Consider the following 14173-nt stretch of genomic DNA (forward strand, 5'->3'; position numbering starts at 1 on the left):
GCTGTCCATCTCGAGCAGCGCCTTCAGGCTAACCCTCCTCTCGGGAAGGTGACGATTTATTGACTCCACAAGCTTCGCGAGTGCCCTGTCACCGAATCTTTCGCTCATCACTTCCACCTCATGGACATCTCACCATACCCCACACCGAGTTTCGATGCAAAGCTGCCCTCCCTTATGCTGAGCTCGAGTGTGTTAAAGCTTCCTATAATCGCAAGTGGCTCTCCCCTACTCACGTCCTCGTACTTTTCAACCAGAGGGATTTCAAGGTTTTCAAATACGAAAGCCTCAGGTGAGATCTTCTCCACAACTTCTCTGCGCACGTTGGTAACCACATTGCCAAACCTGTCAACGTGAACGACTCTGAAGTTCAGCACTCCCTCTCCCACATCCACATCAAACAGATCGAGACTCACCAGAGGGCCATCATACCTCTCGAAGTACCTGTCCTCGAGCTTCCCCTCATGCAGAAGGGCACCCGCGGGGGCAAATACGTCCCGGCCGTGGAATGTGGAGGACAGCTCACCGGTTATTTCGCTGACCTCATCCCTGATTCTGTAAACCTCAACAATGGAATCTTCGACGAGAGAGGGGTATGCGATTCCGTTATCTGGGCAGACGAACCAGTAGTTTCTCGTCCTCACCGCCAGTGCGTTCCTGTTACCCCCAACTCCCGGATCCACAACAGCAACGAAAACTGTACCATGCGGAAAGAACCTGTAAGCGTTGTAAAGCAGAAAAGCCCCCTCAATCACGTTCTGCGGTGAAACTGAGTGGGTTATGTCAACTACCTCCGCGTCGCTGACCTTTCTCATCACACCCTTCATTATCCCGGGATAGTAGTCCCCGAAATCCGTGAGGAGTGCGATCACCATGATTCCCAGTGAGTTACCTCGTCAATATCAAACCTTCTCCTCGCTCTCGGCGTTTCAGCAGGATAACCTATTGGCAGTATTGCTGCAGGTCTTGCATAGCTCGGGATGCCGAGAATTTCGGAGACCTGCTCGTCGTCGTAGGCTCCAATCCACACAGATGCCAGACCCATGCAGTGTGCAGCAAGCAGAATGTTCTGAACCGCAGCAGCAGCGTCCTGTTCAGCGTATATTCTTCCCCGGTCTCCGTAAACCTTCATGCTCCGGGGATAGTTTGCGACGACTACAATCAAAACGGGAGCCTCGGCTATGAACATCTGCCTGAGCGATGCGACTGCGAGGCGCAGCTTTGTCTCCTCGTCCCTCACAACGATAAAGTCCCTCGCCTGAAGATTGCCCGCGGATGGTGCTGCGTTTCCGGCTTCGATAAGCTTCCTTATGATCTCGTCATCAACATCTTTTTTCTGAAATTTTCTCACAGACCTTCTCGTGAAAATCGCTTCGAGACACTCCATGTCGTTAGAGAAACCGGAAAAGTTAAAACGTTTTCGAGTATTCTGGAGAATGTTGGTTTTTCCACACCCCAAACGGATATTGTCCGGGCCGATAGGGTGAAACCTCATCAGCATGACTTATCAGTAAAAAGGCTTCGCGAGATATGACGCATGAGGTGTGACTTCAACCACCTTATCCTGTGTGCCATGCTAATTTTATCCCATGATGATATCATGCACAGAAATATCCAGGTTATTCCGGAAGGCCCAACCATCGTGCTGAGAAGAATTCACAACAGAATAAAATTTATATACCTCCAATCAGTGAAAAAAGAATTGAGGTGATAAAATGGCGGAGTTGCCACTTGCACCAATTGACAGATTGATAAGGAAGGCCGGTGCTGAGAGAGTAAGTGAGGATGCAGTCGAGAAAATGGCTGAGGTTCTCGAGGAGTACGCACTTCAGGTTGCAAAGAAGGCGGTTGAGATTGCAAAGCACGCAAACAGAAAGACTGTAAAAGCAGAGGACATCAAGCTTGCTCTCAGCATGTAATCTTCTTTTAAATTTTTTATTTTTAAGATAAATAAAAAATCACTTTTGGGCGGGCAGTATTAGCGGTACGTTGGCACTCGCATTTCTGTCGACACCGGGGTAGAATGCGGAAGGTACCGGTACAACAATAACTGCGTTGTTGCTGGACTTCGCAAACTCATCGAGAACCTGCAGGTAGTACCACTGCACGTACTCCGGGTTGTTTCTTAGGGACTCTCCTATTATCTGGTTAGCCCTCGCGATGCCCTGCGCCTCAACTTCCTTCCTCTTGGCTTCGAGCTCCTCCTTCTGCACTATGAACTGCATCCTCTCCGCCTCCTGTTTCGCCTCTATCTTCGCCTGTATTGCCTTCTCAACGCTTTCGGGCAGGTCTATATTCCTGATCAAAACAGCCGTGATGAGGATGCCGTAAGGTCTGAATTCCTCGTCAAGCCGCTTCTCAAAATCGCTTTGAATGAACTCTCTTTTTTCAGTGTACAGGTCCTCAGCCTTGTACTGCGCAACTATGTCCCTCGCGTGAGCTCTTATCCTGCTTTCCATCCAGACCTCGTAGTTCTTGAGAGTAGAGTACACCTCCGGTGCTTTCATCGGGTCTATCTTGTACTGGACTGCCATGTCGAAGTAAACCGGTAAACCCTCTGATGTCAGGGCCTTTATGTGCCTTTCTCCCACCATCTCCATCGTTTTCTCGTAGGTCGGCATCCTGACCACCTCGGTGATGAAGGGAGTGACGAAGTGCAGTCCCGGCTGCAATGGTTCGTCCTGGACCTTTCCGAGGACCTTTACGACCCCCACCTCGGTCTGATCAACCACTACAACCGACGAAGAGATCACCAAAAGCACAAAAATCCCCAGTATAAACGCAAGTGCCAGAATTTTTCCCCTCCTCCTCACCCTCTTTACAGGAATTTCACCATTCATGAACTTGCAAAATGAATCTGATGATAAAAAATTTTCCTGTTATCTCAACGATGAATCGCGCCGGGGACAAGTCTTTAAATAAATCCGGAAAAAGTGAGTGCATGCACGGAAAGGGGAAGATAGCGTGGGCCGAGAAGAACATGAAGGTCCTCTCCAGGATCAGAGAGAGGTTCGAGAGCGAGAGGCCCCTCGAAGGCCTGAAGATAGGAATGGCCCTGCACGTCGAGGCAAAAACGGCCGTTCTCGTGAAGACCCTTATCGCGGGAGGGGCGGAGGTCGCTATAACGGGGTGCAATCCACTCACGACTCAGGATGATGTGGCAGAGGCGCTGAGAGAGGAGGGCGTAAGGTGTTTTGCGAAGAGGGGGATGAGCAGAGAGGAGTACTACCACGCCCTGAACGCCGTTCTGGAATTCGAACCAGACATAATCATTGACGACGGGGCCGACCTCATATACATGATCCACGAGAAGAGAAAGGTCATAGCCGACAGAATTCTCGGCGCCTGCGAGGAGACGACGACAGGAGTGCACAGGCTCAGAGCGATGGAACGGGATGGCGTGCTGAAGTTCCCGGTGATAGCTGTTAATGACGCATATACCAAGTACCTGTTCGACAACAGGTACGGAACGGGACAGTCAACGTGGGACGGAATACTGCGAGCCACCAACACGCTCATCGCCGGAAAAAGGGTGGTGGTCGCAGGGTACGGATGGTGTGGAAGGGGAATTGCGATGAGGGCCAGGGGACTCGGTGCCAAGGTAATAGTGACGGAGGTGGATGAGATCAGGGCTCTCGAGGCGATAATGGACGGGTTCGAGGTCATGAGCATGGATGAGGCGAGCAAAATTGGAGACATATTTGTCACCGCCACCGGAAACCGGGACGTCATCACAAGAGGACACTTCGCGCTGATGAAGGACGGTGCAATTCTGGCGAACGCAGGTCACTTCAACGTCGAGATCGCCGTGAGTGAGCTTGAAGACATGGCAGTTAGCGTCAGAGAGTTAAGGCCGAACCTGAAGGAGTATGACCTCGGCAACAAGAAAGTATACCTGCTCGCCGACGGAAGGCTCGTCAATCTCGTGGCAGGAGACGGGCATCCAATAGAAGTCATGGACATGAGCTTCTCCAACCAGGCTCTGGCAGTCGAGTACATTGCCAGTAACGCTGAGAAGCTCGAAAACAGAGTGTACAGGATGCCCGAAGAACTCGACAGGCTCGTCGCGAGACTTAAGCTCGAGAGCCTCGGAGTCAGGATCGACGAACTGACGGAAAAGCAGAAGAAGTACCTTTCCGACTGGAGGGAGGGGACGTGATCTGGGCGTACAGACCTTACAGAAATCCGGTCGCCAAGAAGAGGTATATGAGAACCATAGCTGTGCTGTACGCCGTAAGTCTCGCCCTCATAGCCTACAGATTCCTCCAGTACGGATTCGGTCCGGAGTTCTACGTCCCGTCCCTCGCGTTACTGGTAACTGTAACGTTCTTTTCCGCCCTGATACTTAGAAAGCCGAGGTACTGCTACACGGATGTGCAGCACATATACTGCGGTGGAAAGAAGATCAGAAAGGATGAAGTAACATACCAACCGGATTTCGAGAATCTCACGGTCGATCTCGATGGGAAAGTCAGAAAAACCCTGTATTTCGAAAAGCCTGAGGATCTCGAGAGGTTTCTGAGAGATGTTGGGTACTCAAAAGGTTGATATTTCTCCGCCCCAGTAAACCATTTATGTTTGAGCTTTACGACATGCCCCTCTTCAGACCACCCAGCGAGGCGAACAGCCTCATAATTCAGGCCACCATAGGCTGTTCTCACAACAGGTGCACGTTCTGCGGTATGTACAAGATGAAGAGATTCAGGGTCAAGCCCGTCAGCGAAATCAAAAGAGAGATGGAGATCTTCAGGAGGTACTACGGAGACGTTAGGAGAATATTCCTCGCTGACGGCAACGCCCTGTGCATGAGAACCGAGGACCTGATAGAGATTCTCAGGTACGCGAAAAAGCTCTTTCCGTCACTCGAGAGGGTTTCAGCCTACGCAACGCCGATGGACCTGCTGGAAAAGAGCACCGACGAGCTCAGGTGGATCAGGGAAGAGGGGCTGACACTCATTTACTTGGGCGTGGAGAGCGGCGACGACAGCATACTGAGGGAAGTCAGGAAGGGTGTAAACAGCAGGGAGATGATAGCCGCGGGGAGAAAGGCAATAAACGCAGGAATGACTCTGAGCATCACTGCAATAACAGGACTCGGTGGGAGGGAGAAGAGCTTTGATCACGCAAAAAACACGGCCAGAGTGCTAAACGAGATGCAGCCGCAGTACACCGCGTTTCTAACCCTGATGGTTGTGGAAAACACGCCCCTCTACATCAGGGTGAAGAAGAGTGAGTTCAGACAACTCAACCAGCTTGAGATTCTGAGGGAGCTGAGGTGGGTTATAGAGGATCTGAACTACAGAACCGTCTTCAGGGCCAATCACGCGTCGAACTACCTGCCCATAAAGGCGAATCTGCCAGATGACAGAGAAGAGGTGCTGAGCCTGATAGACTACGCCATGGAGCACCCCGAAGTTCTTAGGCCTGAACACCTCAGGGGTCTTTAATCCCACATAACAGGCATAATCCCTGAAAATGGGAAGATTTATATACTCAATGTGCTCTCTCTTTTTTGATGAACGATGTTTACAGCGATGCAAAAAAGGACATATACCGGAGCAGGCGTGAAATCGAGGAAATCAGGAACAGGAGGTTCAGGAGGATAGTCAGGTACGTTTACGAGAACTCTCCACTGTACAGAAGGAAGTTCAGAGATGCAGGGGTGGATGTGGATAGCATAAAGAGCGCTGAAGACGTTTCCAGACTTCCGCTAACCACCAAGCAGGAGCTGAGAGAGAGTTACCCCCTGAAAGCCGTGTGCGTGCCAAAAGACAGGATCGTAAGAATACAGATGTCCGGGGGAACCACGGGTCAGCCGGTGATAGTCCCGTACACGAGACACGACGTGGAACAGTGGAAGGAAATGATGCTCAGAGCGTTTTACCTCGCTGGGATTACGGAGAGAGACGTTATTCAGATTACTCCTGCGTTCGGCTTATGGAACGGTGGGTTCGGATTTCACTTTGCCGCTGACGCGATAAACGCCTTCGTAATCCCCATAGGTCCAGGAAACACCAGAAATCAGGTCAGATTCATGAGAGACTTCGGAACCACGGTTCTTGCAGGAACTGCGAGCTACCCAATAAGAATAGCGGAAGTTGCCGAGGAGATGGGGGTGGACGTGAGTGAGCTCAGTGTCGAGAAGCTGATCCTCGGAGCCGAGCCGTGGAGCGAGGAGATGAGAAAGCAGGTAGAGAGGATATTCTCCGCGAGGGCATACGACATCCCCGGACTGACTGAGATGGGTGGTGTGGGAACTGTCGGATTTGAGTGCCCCGAGAGGAACGGTCTGCACATGTGGGAGGACAACTACATCGTGGAGATAATAGATCCCGAGACGGGTGAGGTACTTGAGGACGGGGAGGAAGGGGAGGTGGTTTACACCGCACTCAACAGGGAGGGGATGCCTCTCGTAAGATACAGAAGCGGAGAGATAAGCAGAATTGAGAGCAGGGAAAAGTGCGAGTGTGGAATAGAGCACGTCACCATCAGAAGGATTCGCGGAAGGACGGACGACATGATAATCTACAAGGGAGCGAAGTTCTACCCGTCCGACGTTGAGAGCATACTCGCAGAGTACGGCGTGAGACACTACAAGATCGTGCTTTCCAACGGGTCGATGGAGATAGTTTACGAGGGCGACGAGAAACTCGTCAGGAACATTTCCAAAGACCTCGCGGAGTTCGTCGGGATACATCCGAAGATAAGGGCTGCCAAACCGGGAGAGATCGAGAGATTTGAGGGAAAGGCGAGACGCCTTTTCAGAGCGTGAGGTGATTTGTGTGGGTGTTATAGCGGCTCTGTACGTTATGAGCGTCGTCATGATGGTCGCGGGAGTGATTATAGCATACAGGAAGGTAGAGATATGATCATCCAGGCAGTATTCGCAACATACATAATCCTGATGCTGCTGATAGGGATCGCGGAGTACAGAAGGTCAAAGGGGTTGCTGGACTACTACCTCGCAGGGAAAAAGCTGAGTGCCACGCTCGTCAGCTTTTCTTTCTTCGCGACCTACTTCAGCACCTCGGCATTTCTCGGTGGTGGTGGGTTCGGTTTTCTTGCAGGATTCCAGTGGTCAGCACTTCTCACATTCTTCCACGTGCTATTCGCCATACTTGCATGGGTGCTGATCGCACCGAGGCTAAAGGAGCTGGCAGACAGAACCGGTGCTCTGACAATCCCGGAGATTTTTGGAGCGAGGTTCGGCAGGAGCGTTCAGGTATTGGCTTCCGCGGTCATAATCTTCTTCTTCGCGTTCTACATGGTCTCCATCTACAAGGGTGCGGGAAACCTACTGCAGGTGATGATGGGAATGTCTTACAGGGAGGGACTGCTGATCACAGCGGCAATCGTGATGGTGTACACGTCCATAGGTGGATTCAGGGCGGTGGTGTACACGGACCTCATACAGGGAATGCTGACATTCTTCGGGGGAATACTCCTGTTCGCCTCACTCATATACTTCCTCGGAGGATTTCAGGCTTTAGAACAGCTCGCAAACACAAAGATATTCGCAGGGAGTGGAGAGATGCTGTTCGAAGTTGGGAAGCTCGGTCCGCCGCCAGTGATGAAGGCTGGCCTCGTTCTCCCGTTCATTCTGAGCCTGACATTTGCGATAAGCATAGCCCAGCTCTCATCTCCGCAGCTGATAGTGAGGTTCGTCGCCGCGCGCGACAGGGAAGTCATAAGGAGAGGCATGCTGCTCACGCCGCTGATAATAGGAATATTCGCGATCTGCGTGTTCAGCATCGGTCCATTCGGATGGCTGATAATTCCCAAGTACGACGATCCCGTCAAGTACCTGAAGGACGTTGACCTGGTGGTACCGTTCATAGCGATGAGGGTGCTCCCGGAGGGAATCAACGCGCTCCTGCTCACCGCGATAATCGCCGCTGCGATGTCCACGATAAACTCCCTCCTGCACATGATGGCCACTTCATTCGCGAGAGATGTGGTGCGTTCCGACAGCGTAGCTCTCACAAGGGTGCTCGTGGTGCTCTTCGCAGCCGTACCGCTCGCAGTCGCCGCCAGTCCGCCTGACGTGATAGTGGCGATAGTCGGTGTGAGCTTTTCTGTGATAACGTCCGTATTCTTGGTGCCGCTCATAGCAGTACTTTACGGGAACCCATCAGGGAAGAGCGTGCTCGCTTCAATGATCGCCGCCCTTTCAGTTTCAGTGGGATGGTACCTGCTCTTTTACAGGGTTTACTGGATATACCCGGTGGTTCCGGGACTCGCGGCATCGGTACTCGTTTTTGCAGCATTTGAAAAATTTTTTAAATAACTCCGTTTTATTTTAAGCAATGGAAAAGATCGACAAGATGGATCTAAAAATTCTTTCAGAACTGCAGGAAGACGCGAGAAAAAGCCTCAGGGAGATTGCGGAGAAGCTGGGAGTAACTGAAGCGACGATATACAACAGAATAAACAAGCTGAAGAAGCTTGGCGTGATTGAGAGATTCATCCCGGTCATAAACTACTCCAAACTCGGATACGACCTGATAGCAGTGATAGGAATTACCGCCAAGGGTGGAAAGGTAGTTGAGGTTGAGAGGCTCCTCGCCCAGATGCCGAACGTGACTGCCGTGTACGATGTAACAGGTGAGTTCGACGTCATAGCTGTTTCCAAGTTCAGAGACAGAGACAGCCTCAACGAGTTCGTCAAAAACATAGGTAAACTGGAATTCGTTGAGAAAACGTACACGATGCTCGTTCTGAATGTTGTTAAGGAGACTCACATGATTGACCTCAGCGAGCTGATAGACTGAGTTTACACACAGAATTTTCTCCTTACATTTGTGGCAGGCAAAACATATTAAAGTGTGCATCCCATGCTATCACCAATGGCAAAGAAGAGGGAAGAGAAAAAGGAGGATGTCAGTGACGCCAAGGTGGAGCAGGCAGGCGAGGTCCAGGAGAGGGTGCTCGACATTGAAGACCTGCCCCATGTTGGCCCTGCAACCGCGGAGAAGCTCAGAGCCGCAGGATATTACAGCATAGAAGCTATAGCCGTTGCTTCTCCGCAGGAGCTGAGCAGCGTCGCTGAGATAGGAGAGTCGACAGCATTCAAGATAATCGACGCGGCGAGAAAGCTCGCCAACGTTGGCGGGTTCGAGACTGGAGATGTCGTTTACGAGAGGCGGAAGAAGATAGGGAAGATAACCACGGGCAGCAAAGCCCTCGACGACCTCCTCGGAGGGGGAGTCGAAACCCAGGCGATAACCGAGCTTTTTGGTGAGTTCGGAAGCGGTAAAACCCAGATATGTCACCAGCTCGCCGTCAACGTCCAGCTGCCAAAAGACAAGGGAGGGCTTGAGGGTGCGGTGATAGTTATAGACACCGAAGGGACGTTCAGGCCAGAAAGAATAATACAGATGGCCGAGGCCAAGGGACTCGACCCCGATAAGGTTCTGAAGAACATTTACGTCGCTCAGGCATACAACTCAAACCACCAGATGCTTCTCGTTGACAACGCAAAGGAGCTCGCGAACAAGCTGAAAAAGGATGGAATAAATGTGAGGCTGCTCGTTGTAGACTCTCTGACGGCGCACTTCAGGGCAGAGTACGTCGGCAGGGGTACGCTCGCGGACAGGCAGCAGAAGCTGAACAAGCACCTCCACGACCTACTCAGGTTTGGAGAGGTGTTCAACGCCGCGATTGTTGTCACCAACCAGGTCATGGCAAAGCCGGATCAGTTCTTCGGAGACCCGACAAAGCCCGTCGGAGGGCACATCGTCGCCCATACCGCAACCTTCAGAGTGTACCTCAGGAAGAGCAAGGGCGAGCTGAGAGTTGCGAGGCTGATAGACTCCCCGCACCTTCCGGAAAGCGAGGCAATTTTCAGAGTCACCGAGAGGGGCGTGGAGGACAAGTAACTCCAAACTTTTTGCATTAATCTTAAAAATAGCTCCACCCACAATCCTCCATGGACATTGAGGAGAGGCTAACGCGCGCGACGAGAAACGTCGAGGAAGTCGTGACCATCGAAGAACTCAGGGCCCTGCTCGAGAGCGGGGAAAAGCTTAGGGCATACGTCGGCTACGAACCGAGCGGCGAGATCCACCTCGGCCACATGATGACGGTCAACAAGCTCATGGACCTGCAGGAGATAGGTTTCGAGGTTGTCGTTCTTCTTGCCGACGTTCACGCTTATCTGAATGAGAAGGGGAGCTTTGAAGAGATAAGGAAAACGGCAGAGTACAACAGAGCAGCCTTCATAGCCCTCGGGCTCGACGAAAGCAGGGCAAAGTTCGTCCTCGGCAGTGAGTACCAGCTTGAGAGAGATTACGTGCTGGATGTTCTGAAGATGGCCAGGATTACAACAATGAACAGGGCGAGGAGGAGCATGGATGAGGTGAGCAGGAGGAGGGAGGACCCCATGGTTTCCCAGATGATCTATCCCCTGATGCAGGCGCTCGATATAGCTCACCTCGGCGTTAACGTGGCAGTAGGCGGGATGGATCAGAGAAAAATCCACATGCTGGCCCGCGAAAACCTGCCAAAACTCGGATACGACGTCCCGGTATGCATGCACACGCCCATTCTCCTCGGTCTCGACGGGGAGAAGATGAGCTCCTCAAAGGGCAATTACATATCCGTGAGGGACGACGAGAACGTCGTGAAGAAAAAGCTCAAAAAAGCTTTCTGTCCGGAGAAGCAGGTGGAAAACAACCCGGTGATGGACATAATGAGATATCACATCTTTCCGAGGTTTGACAGGGTGGTCATTGAGAGGGACGAGAAGTTCGGAGGTGACGTGGAGTACTCGAGCTTCGACGAGCTTGCAGGAGACTACGCCAAGGGAGAGATACACCCGCTCGACCTGAAGTTCAACGCTGCAAGGTATTTAAACATCCTTCTCGATAATGCAAGAAAGAAGCTGAAAGAAATGGGGTGGTGACTTGAGTGAGGGTGAGGAGGTAGTAAGGGTCAGGCTGCCCGACAGGAGAAAGGGTGAGATGTTTGCCGTGGTCACGTCAATGCTCGGCGCAGGCCACATAAAGGTGAGGTGTGAGGACGGCAAGGAAAGGCTCGCGAGAATTCCGGGCAAGATGAGGAAAAAAATCTGGATAAGGGAGGGTGACGTTGTCATCATAGTTCCCTGGCAGTTCCAGGACGAGAGAGCAGACGTGATCTGGAGGTACACAAACCCGCAGGTCGAGTGGCTTGAGTCGAGAGGATACCTGAAATTCTGAGATGAAGGGGGATATCGGGAGAATAGATCGCCTTCTGGACAGGCTGAGAATAAAGGAAAAGGACAGTGAGTCCAGGAAGATATACGCGGAGGTATTTGACGAAAGGACGCTGAAAGTTCTGTACAAGCTCTCGGCCAAGGGGTACATTCAGGCTCTCGGAGGAGTTGTGAGCACGGGGAAGGAGGCGAACGTGTTTTATGCGGATGGGAAGGTGAACGGAGAGGACAGACCCCTTGCAGTGAAGATATACCGGACAGAGACCACGGAGTTCTTCAAGATGGACGAGTACCTCTTCGGAGACAAGAGGTTCGACATGAGGCGAATATCGAGGAAGGAGCTGATTTTCATCTGGGTGGAGAAGGAGTTCAGAAACCTCGAAAGGGCACACTCAGCAGGAGTCAATGTCCCCGAACCGTACGACTACCTGAAAAATGTGCTCCTGATGGAGTTCCTCGGAGAGGACGAAAAACCGTACCCAACTCTGTTCGAGCTGAAGAGAGAGCTGCCCGATGTCGCTGACGTCGAGGAGCTTTACATGAAAACCAAGGAGAACCTCGTCCGGCTGTATCGAAAAGCGGAGCTCGTTCACGCCGACCTCAGCGAGTACAACATAGTGCTAAGGGGCGACGAGCCATTCTTCATCGACATGGGGCAGTCCGTACTGACAGACCATCCAATGGCCCCAGAATATCTGGAAAGAGACGTGAAAAACATTCTCAGGTTCTTCTCGAAGTTCGGCGTTAGGGAGAGGGTGGAGGACGTGCTCCACGAAATAAGGGGTGGTTGATGTGGAAACCGTGGAAATCAGAATTCCCCCGGACAGGGTCGGAGTTCTTATAGGAAAGGAAGGAGAGGTCAGGAAAAAAATTGAGGAGAGGACGGGTTGCAGAATAAGGATTGACAGCAAAAATGGCGTCGTTTCCATTACAAGGGGTGATGACGCCGTCGGGTTCCTCAAGGCAAGGGATGTCGTGAACGCCATCGCGAGGGGATTCAACCCGGATGTCGCGATGAGAGTTCTCGACGATGACTTCACGATTCTCGAGAGCATAGACCTGAGCCAGTACGTGTCGCCCAAGGCAATGGAGAGGATTAAGGGCAGGATTATCGGCAAGGAAGGGAAGATGAGGAAGCAAATAGAGGAGACTCTGAATGTTCACGTTTCAGTTTACGACAAGTTTGTCTCGATAATAGGAAACGTGGAGAACGTATCAGCCGCGAGAGAGGCCATAATGATGCTCATAGACGGTGCACAGCATTCAACAGTTCAGAGATTCATGGAAAGAAAGAAGAGAGAGATAGAGATGCACAGCATGGACTGGCACGCGATCTGAAAGCTGTTTTTTGTGAATAATGCCAGCCACCACATGACCGCGTAAGGAATATTTATTCAAAACACAGAGCTGTTCTTATGCACCAGACCGTCAGCGATCAGGAAATTGTTGAGAGACTGAGTCAGGTCAGGAAGAAGATCGCAGTTATGAGTGGGAAGGGTGGAGTTGGAAAGTCCACAGTTACGGCGCTTCTCGCGATCCACCTCGCAAGGAAGGGAAAGAGCGTGGCAATCCTCGACACGGACTTTCTCGGTCCGAGCATACCCAAGCTGTTTGGGCTCGACTCTGCAAACGTTGGCTTCACGGATAAGGGAATTGAGCCTCCCGTAACCAGGAAGTACGGAATAAAGGTCCTCTCGATACAGTTCCTGCTCCCCGACTCGTCCACACCTGTGATATGGAGGGGGCCGATGATTACGGGTGTGATGAAGGACCTGCTCGGAAAGACGGACTGGGGTGAGCTCGATTACCTGCTGTTTGACCTTCCTCCAGGGACGGGGGACGCGCCCCTGACACTCATGCAGACCGTGAAGCTCGACGGGGTTGTGATGGTGGCCTCACCAACGGAGCTTACCGCAGTTATCGTGGAGAAGGCATTGAACATGGCCAAGATGATGAACACGGACGTCACGGGAATCGTTGAGAACATGAGTTACTTCCGCTGCCCCCACTGCGGAGAGGTGTCGTACATCTTCGGGCGTGAGAAGGCAAAGAAGCTGGCCGACAGGTACGGGCTGAAGGTCCTGGCAGAGATACCGATAGACCCGGAGCTTGCAGAGCTCTCCGACATGGGAGAGATAGAGAGCTATGAAAAGGATTACTTCGAGGACGTGAGCCTCTGAGCCACCTCGTATAGGTCTGAGAAAACGTAGTCTGGCTCCACGCCTGCTTCCTCAACCTTTTTCCTGTAATTCGACTCGTCAGTTACTCCCGACAGAACGAGAATCGTCTTTATCCCTGCATTCTTCCCCGCCAGCACATCCACGTCAACCTGATCGCCAACTATCGCAACTTTCCTCCTGTCCACTCCCAGCCTCTCGATGGCCTGCTCCATGATTATCCTGGACGGCTTTCCGACAGTTGCGTCAGGCATCCTGCCGGTCATCCAGTAGAGGGCACCGATTATGAGCCCTGTTCCCGGTATGGGGCCATCTTCAGCAGGAAAGACCTTATCGGGATTGACAGCAACGTACCTTATGCTCTCGTCGAGCGCAAGTCTCAGAGCTTTCGTGAATATCTCGAAGTTTATGCCCCTGTTGGACCCGACCACCAGAAACTCCGCATCCCTGTAATCCACCAGCTCGTGACCCGCACCCACAAGCTCCTCCTGCAGTCCGGGCTCGCCCGTGGTGTATATCCTTGACCTCCCGTACTCCCTCGCTATGTAGACTGCGGTGGCGTGCGTGGCTATTATCAGGTCCTCTTCCTCTGCATCTATACCGAAGCTCGCGAACCTCTCGAACATTATCTTCCTGCTCCTCGTGGAGTTGTTGGAGACGAAGACTACCCTGATGCCCGCATCCCTTAGGATCCTGTACCCCTCCACGGCCCTCTCAATGGGCTTTCTCCCCCGCGATATAACACCGTCTATGTCAAGAATCAACCCCTCAATCTCCATCGAGCCCCTTTTGTTCAGCGGCAAAT

The 14173-nt window shown here is 52.1% G+C and carries 17 protein-coding genes; 13 read left to right on the top strand and 4 right to left on the bottom strand.

Going from position 1 to position 14173, the window contains the following annotated elements:
* Nucleotides 1-107: 107 nt before the first annotated feature.
* Nucleotides 108-872, bottom strand: a complete 765-nt coding sequence (locus tag ACXJJC_RS00245; protein WP_456368454.1) for an SAM hydrolase/SAM-dependent halogenase family protein — start codon at nucleotides 870-872, stop codon at nucleotides 108-110.
* Nucleotides 866-1384 (bottom strand): nitroreductase family protein, encoded by a 519-nt coding sequence (locus tag ACXJJC_RS00250; protein WP_456368455.1) that lies wholly within the window; start codon nucleotides 1382-1384, stop codon nucleotides 866-868. Before ACXJJC_RS00250 ends, ACXJJC_RS00245 begins: the two co-directional genes overlap by 7 nt.
* Before the next feature lie 328 nt (nucleotides 1385-1712).
* Here ACXJJC_RS00250 and ACXJJC_RS00255 point away from each other — a divergent pair, with 328 nt between their 5' ends.
* The gene (locus tag ACXJJC_RS00255; protein ID WP_048092726.1) at nucleotides 1713-1916 is read left to right on the top strand and encodes a histone family protein; all 204 of its coding nucleotides are present in this window, start codon (nucleotides 1713-1715) and stop codon (nucleotides 1914-1916) included.
* 39 nt (nucleotides 1917-1955) lie between these two features.
* Here the strand turns inward: ACXJJC_RS00255 and ACXJJC_RS00260 are convergent, their stop codons facing one another.
* Complete coding sequence (locus ACXJJC_RS00260; protein WP_456368456.1) at nucleotides 1956-2837, bottom strand: prohibitin family protein; 882 nt, start codon at nucleotides 2835-2837, stop codon at nucleotides 1956-1958.
* Between the two features lie 101 nt (nucleotides 2838-2938).
* On the opposite strand from ACXJJC_RS00260, the gene ACXJJC_RS00265 reads away from it, so the two are divergent.
* The 12 genes from ACXJJC_RS00265 (at nucleotide 2939) to ACXJJC_RS00320 (ending at nucleotide 13371) form a co-directional block, all read left to right on the top strand.
* Nucleotides 2939-4156, top strand: a complete 1218-nt coding sequence (locus ACXJJC_RS00265) for an adenosylhomocysteinase (RefSeq protein ID WP_456368457.1) — start codon at nucleotides 2939-2941, stop codon at nucleotides 4154-4156.
* Nucleotides 4153-4545 (top strand): hypothetical protein, encoded by a 393-nt coding sequence (locus tag ACXJJC_RS00270; protein WP_456368458.1) that lies wholly within the window; start codon nucleotides 4153-4155, stop codon nucleotides 4543-4545. Before ACXJJC_RS00265 ends, ACXJJC_RS00270 begins: the two co-directional genes overlap by 4 nt.
* A gap of 26 nt (nucleotides 4546-4571) precedes the next feature.
* Nucleotides 4572-5444 (top strand): radical SAM protein, encoded by an 873-nt coding sequence (locus ACXJJC_RS00275; protein WP_456368459.1) that lies wholly within the window; start codon nucleotides 4572-4574, stop codon nucleotides 5442-5444.
* 68 nt (nucleotides 5445-5512) lie between these two features.
* Nucleotides 5513-6769: a phenylacetate--CoA ligase family protein gene (locus ACXJJC_RS00280; RefSeq protein ID WP_456368460.1), complete on the top strand. Its 1257-nt coding sequence runs from the start codon at nucleotides 5513-5515 to the stop codon at nucleotides 6767-6769.
* A 93-nt stretch (nucleotides 6770-6862) separates the two neighbouring features.
* Nucleotides 6863-8284 carry a sodium:solute symporter family transporter gene (locus ACXJJC_RS00285; protein ID WP_456368461.1) on the top strand — a complete coding sequence of 474 codons (1422 nt, stop codon included), beginning with the start codon at nucleotides 6863-6865 and terminating at the stop codon, nucleotides 8282-8284.
* Nucleotides 8285-8303: 19 nt separating this feature from the next.
* Complete coding sequence (locus ACXJJC_RS00290) at nucleotides 8304-8768, top strand: Lrp/AsnC family transcriptional regulator (RefSeq protein WP_456368462.1); 465 nt, start codon at nucleotides 8304-8306, stop codon at nucleotides 8766-8768.
* Nucleotides 8769-8843: 75 nt separating this feature from the next.
* Nucleotides 8844-9875, top strand: a complete 1032-nt coding sequence (gene radA / locus ACXJJC_RS00295; RefSeq protein ID WP_456368463.1) for a DNA repair and recombination protein RadA — start codon at nucleotides 8844-8846, stop codon at nucleotides 9873-9875.
* 50 nt (nucleotides 9876-9925) lie between these two features.
* Entirely contained in the window at nucleotides 9926-10900 is a 975-nt protein-coding gene (locus ACXJJC_RS00300) for a tyrosine--tRNA ligase (protein ID WP_456368464.1), read from the top strand.
* A gap of 1 nt (nucleotide 10901) precedes the next feature.
* A complete protein-coding gene (gene eif1A / locus ACXJJC_RS00305; protein ID WP_456368465.1) occupies nucleotides 10902-11195 on the top strand; it encodes a translation initiation factor eIF-1A in 294 nt (97 codons plus the stop codon).
* Nucleotide 11196: 1 nt separating this feature from the next.
* A complete protein-coding gene (locus ACXJJC_RS00310; protein ID WP_456368466.1) occupies nucleotides 11197-11982 on the top strand; it encodes a serine protein kinase RIO in 786 nt (261 codons plus the stop codon).
* A gap of 1 nt (nucleotide 11983) precedes the next feature.
* The gene (locus tag ACXJJC_RS00315; RefSeq protein WP_456368467.1) at nucleotides 11984-12529 is read left to right on the top strand and encodes a KH domain-containing protein; all 546 of its coding nucleotides are present in this window, start codon (nucleotides 11984-11986) and stop codon (nucleotides 12527-12529) included.
* A gap of 77 nt (nucleotides 12530-12606) precedes the next feature.
* Nucleotides 12607-13371 carry an Mrp/NBP35 family ATP-binding protein gene (locus tag ACXJJC_RS00320; protein ID WP_456368468.1) on the top strand — a complete coding sequence of 255 codons (765 nt, stop codon included), beginning with the start codon at nucleotides 12607-12609 and terminating at the stop codon, nucleotides 13369-13371.
* On the opposite strand, the gene ACXJJC_RS00325 is transcribed toward ACXJJC_RS00320, so the two are convergent.
* A complete protein-coding gene (locus ACXJJC_RS00325) occupies nucleotides 13347-14147 on the bottom strand; it encodes an HAD-IIA family hydrolase (RefSeq protein WP_456368469.1) in 801 nt (266 codons plus the stop codon). The genes ACXJJC_RS00320 and ACXJJC_RS00325 overlap by 25 nt on opposite strands.
* Nucleotides 14148-14173: the final 26 nt, after the last annotated feature.

It is taken from the genome of Geoglobus sp. (assembly GCF_054018175.1).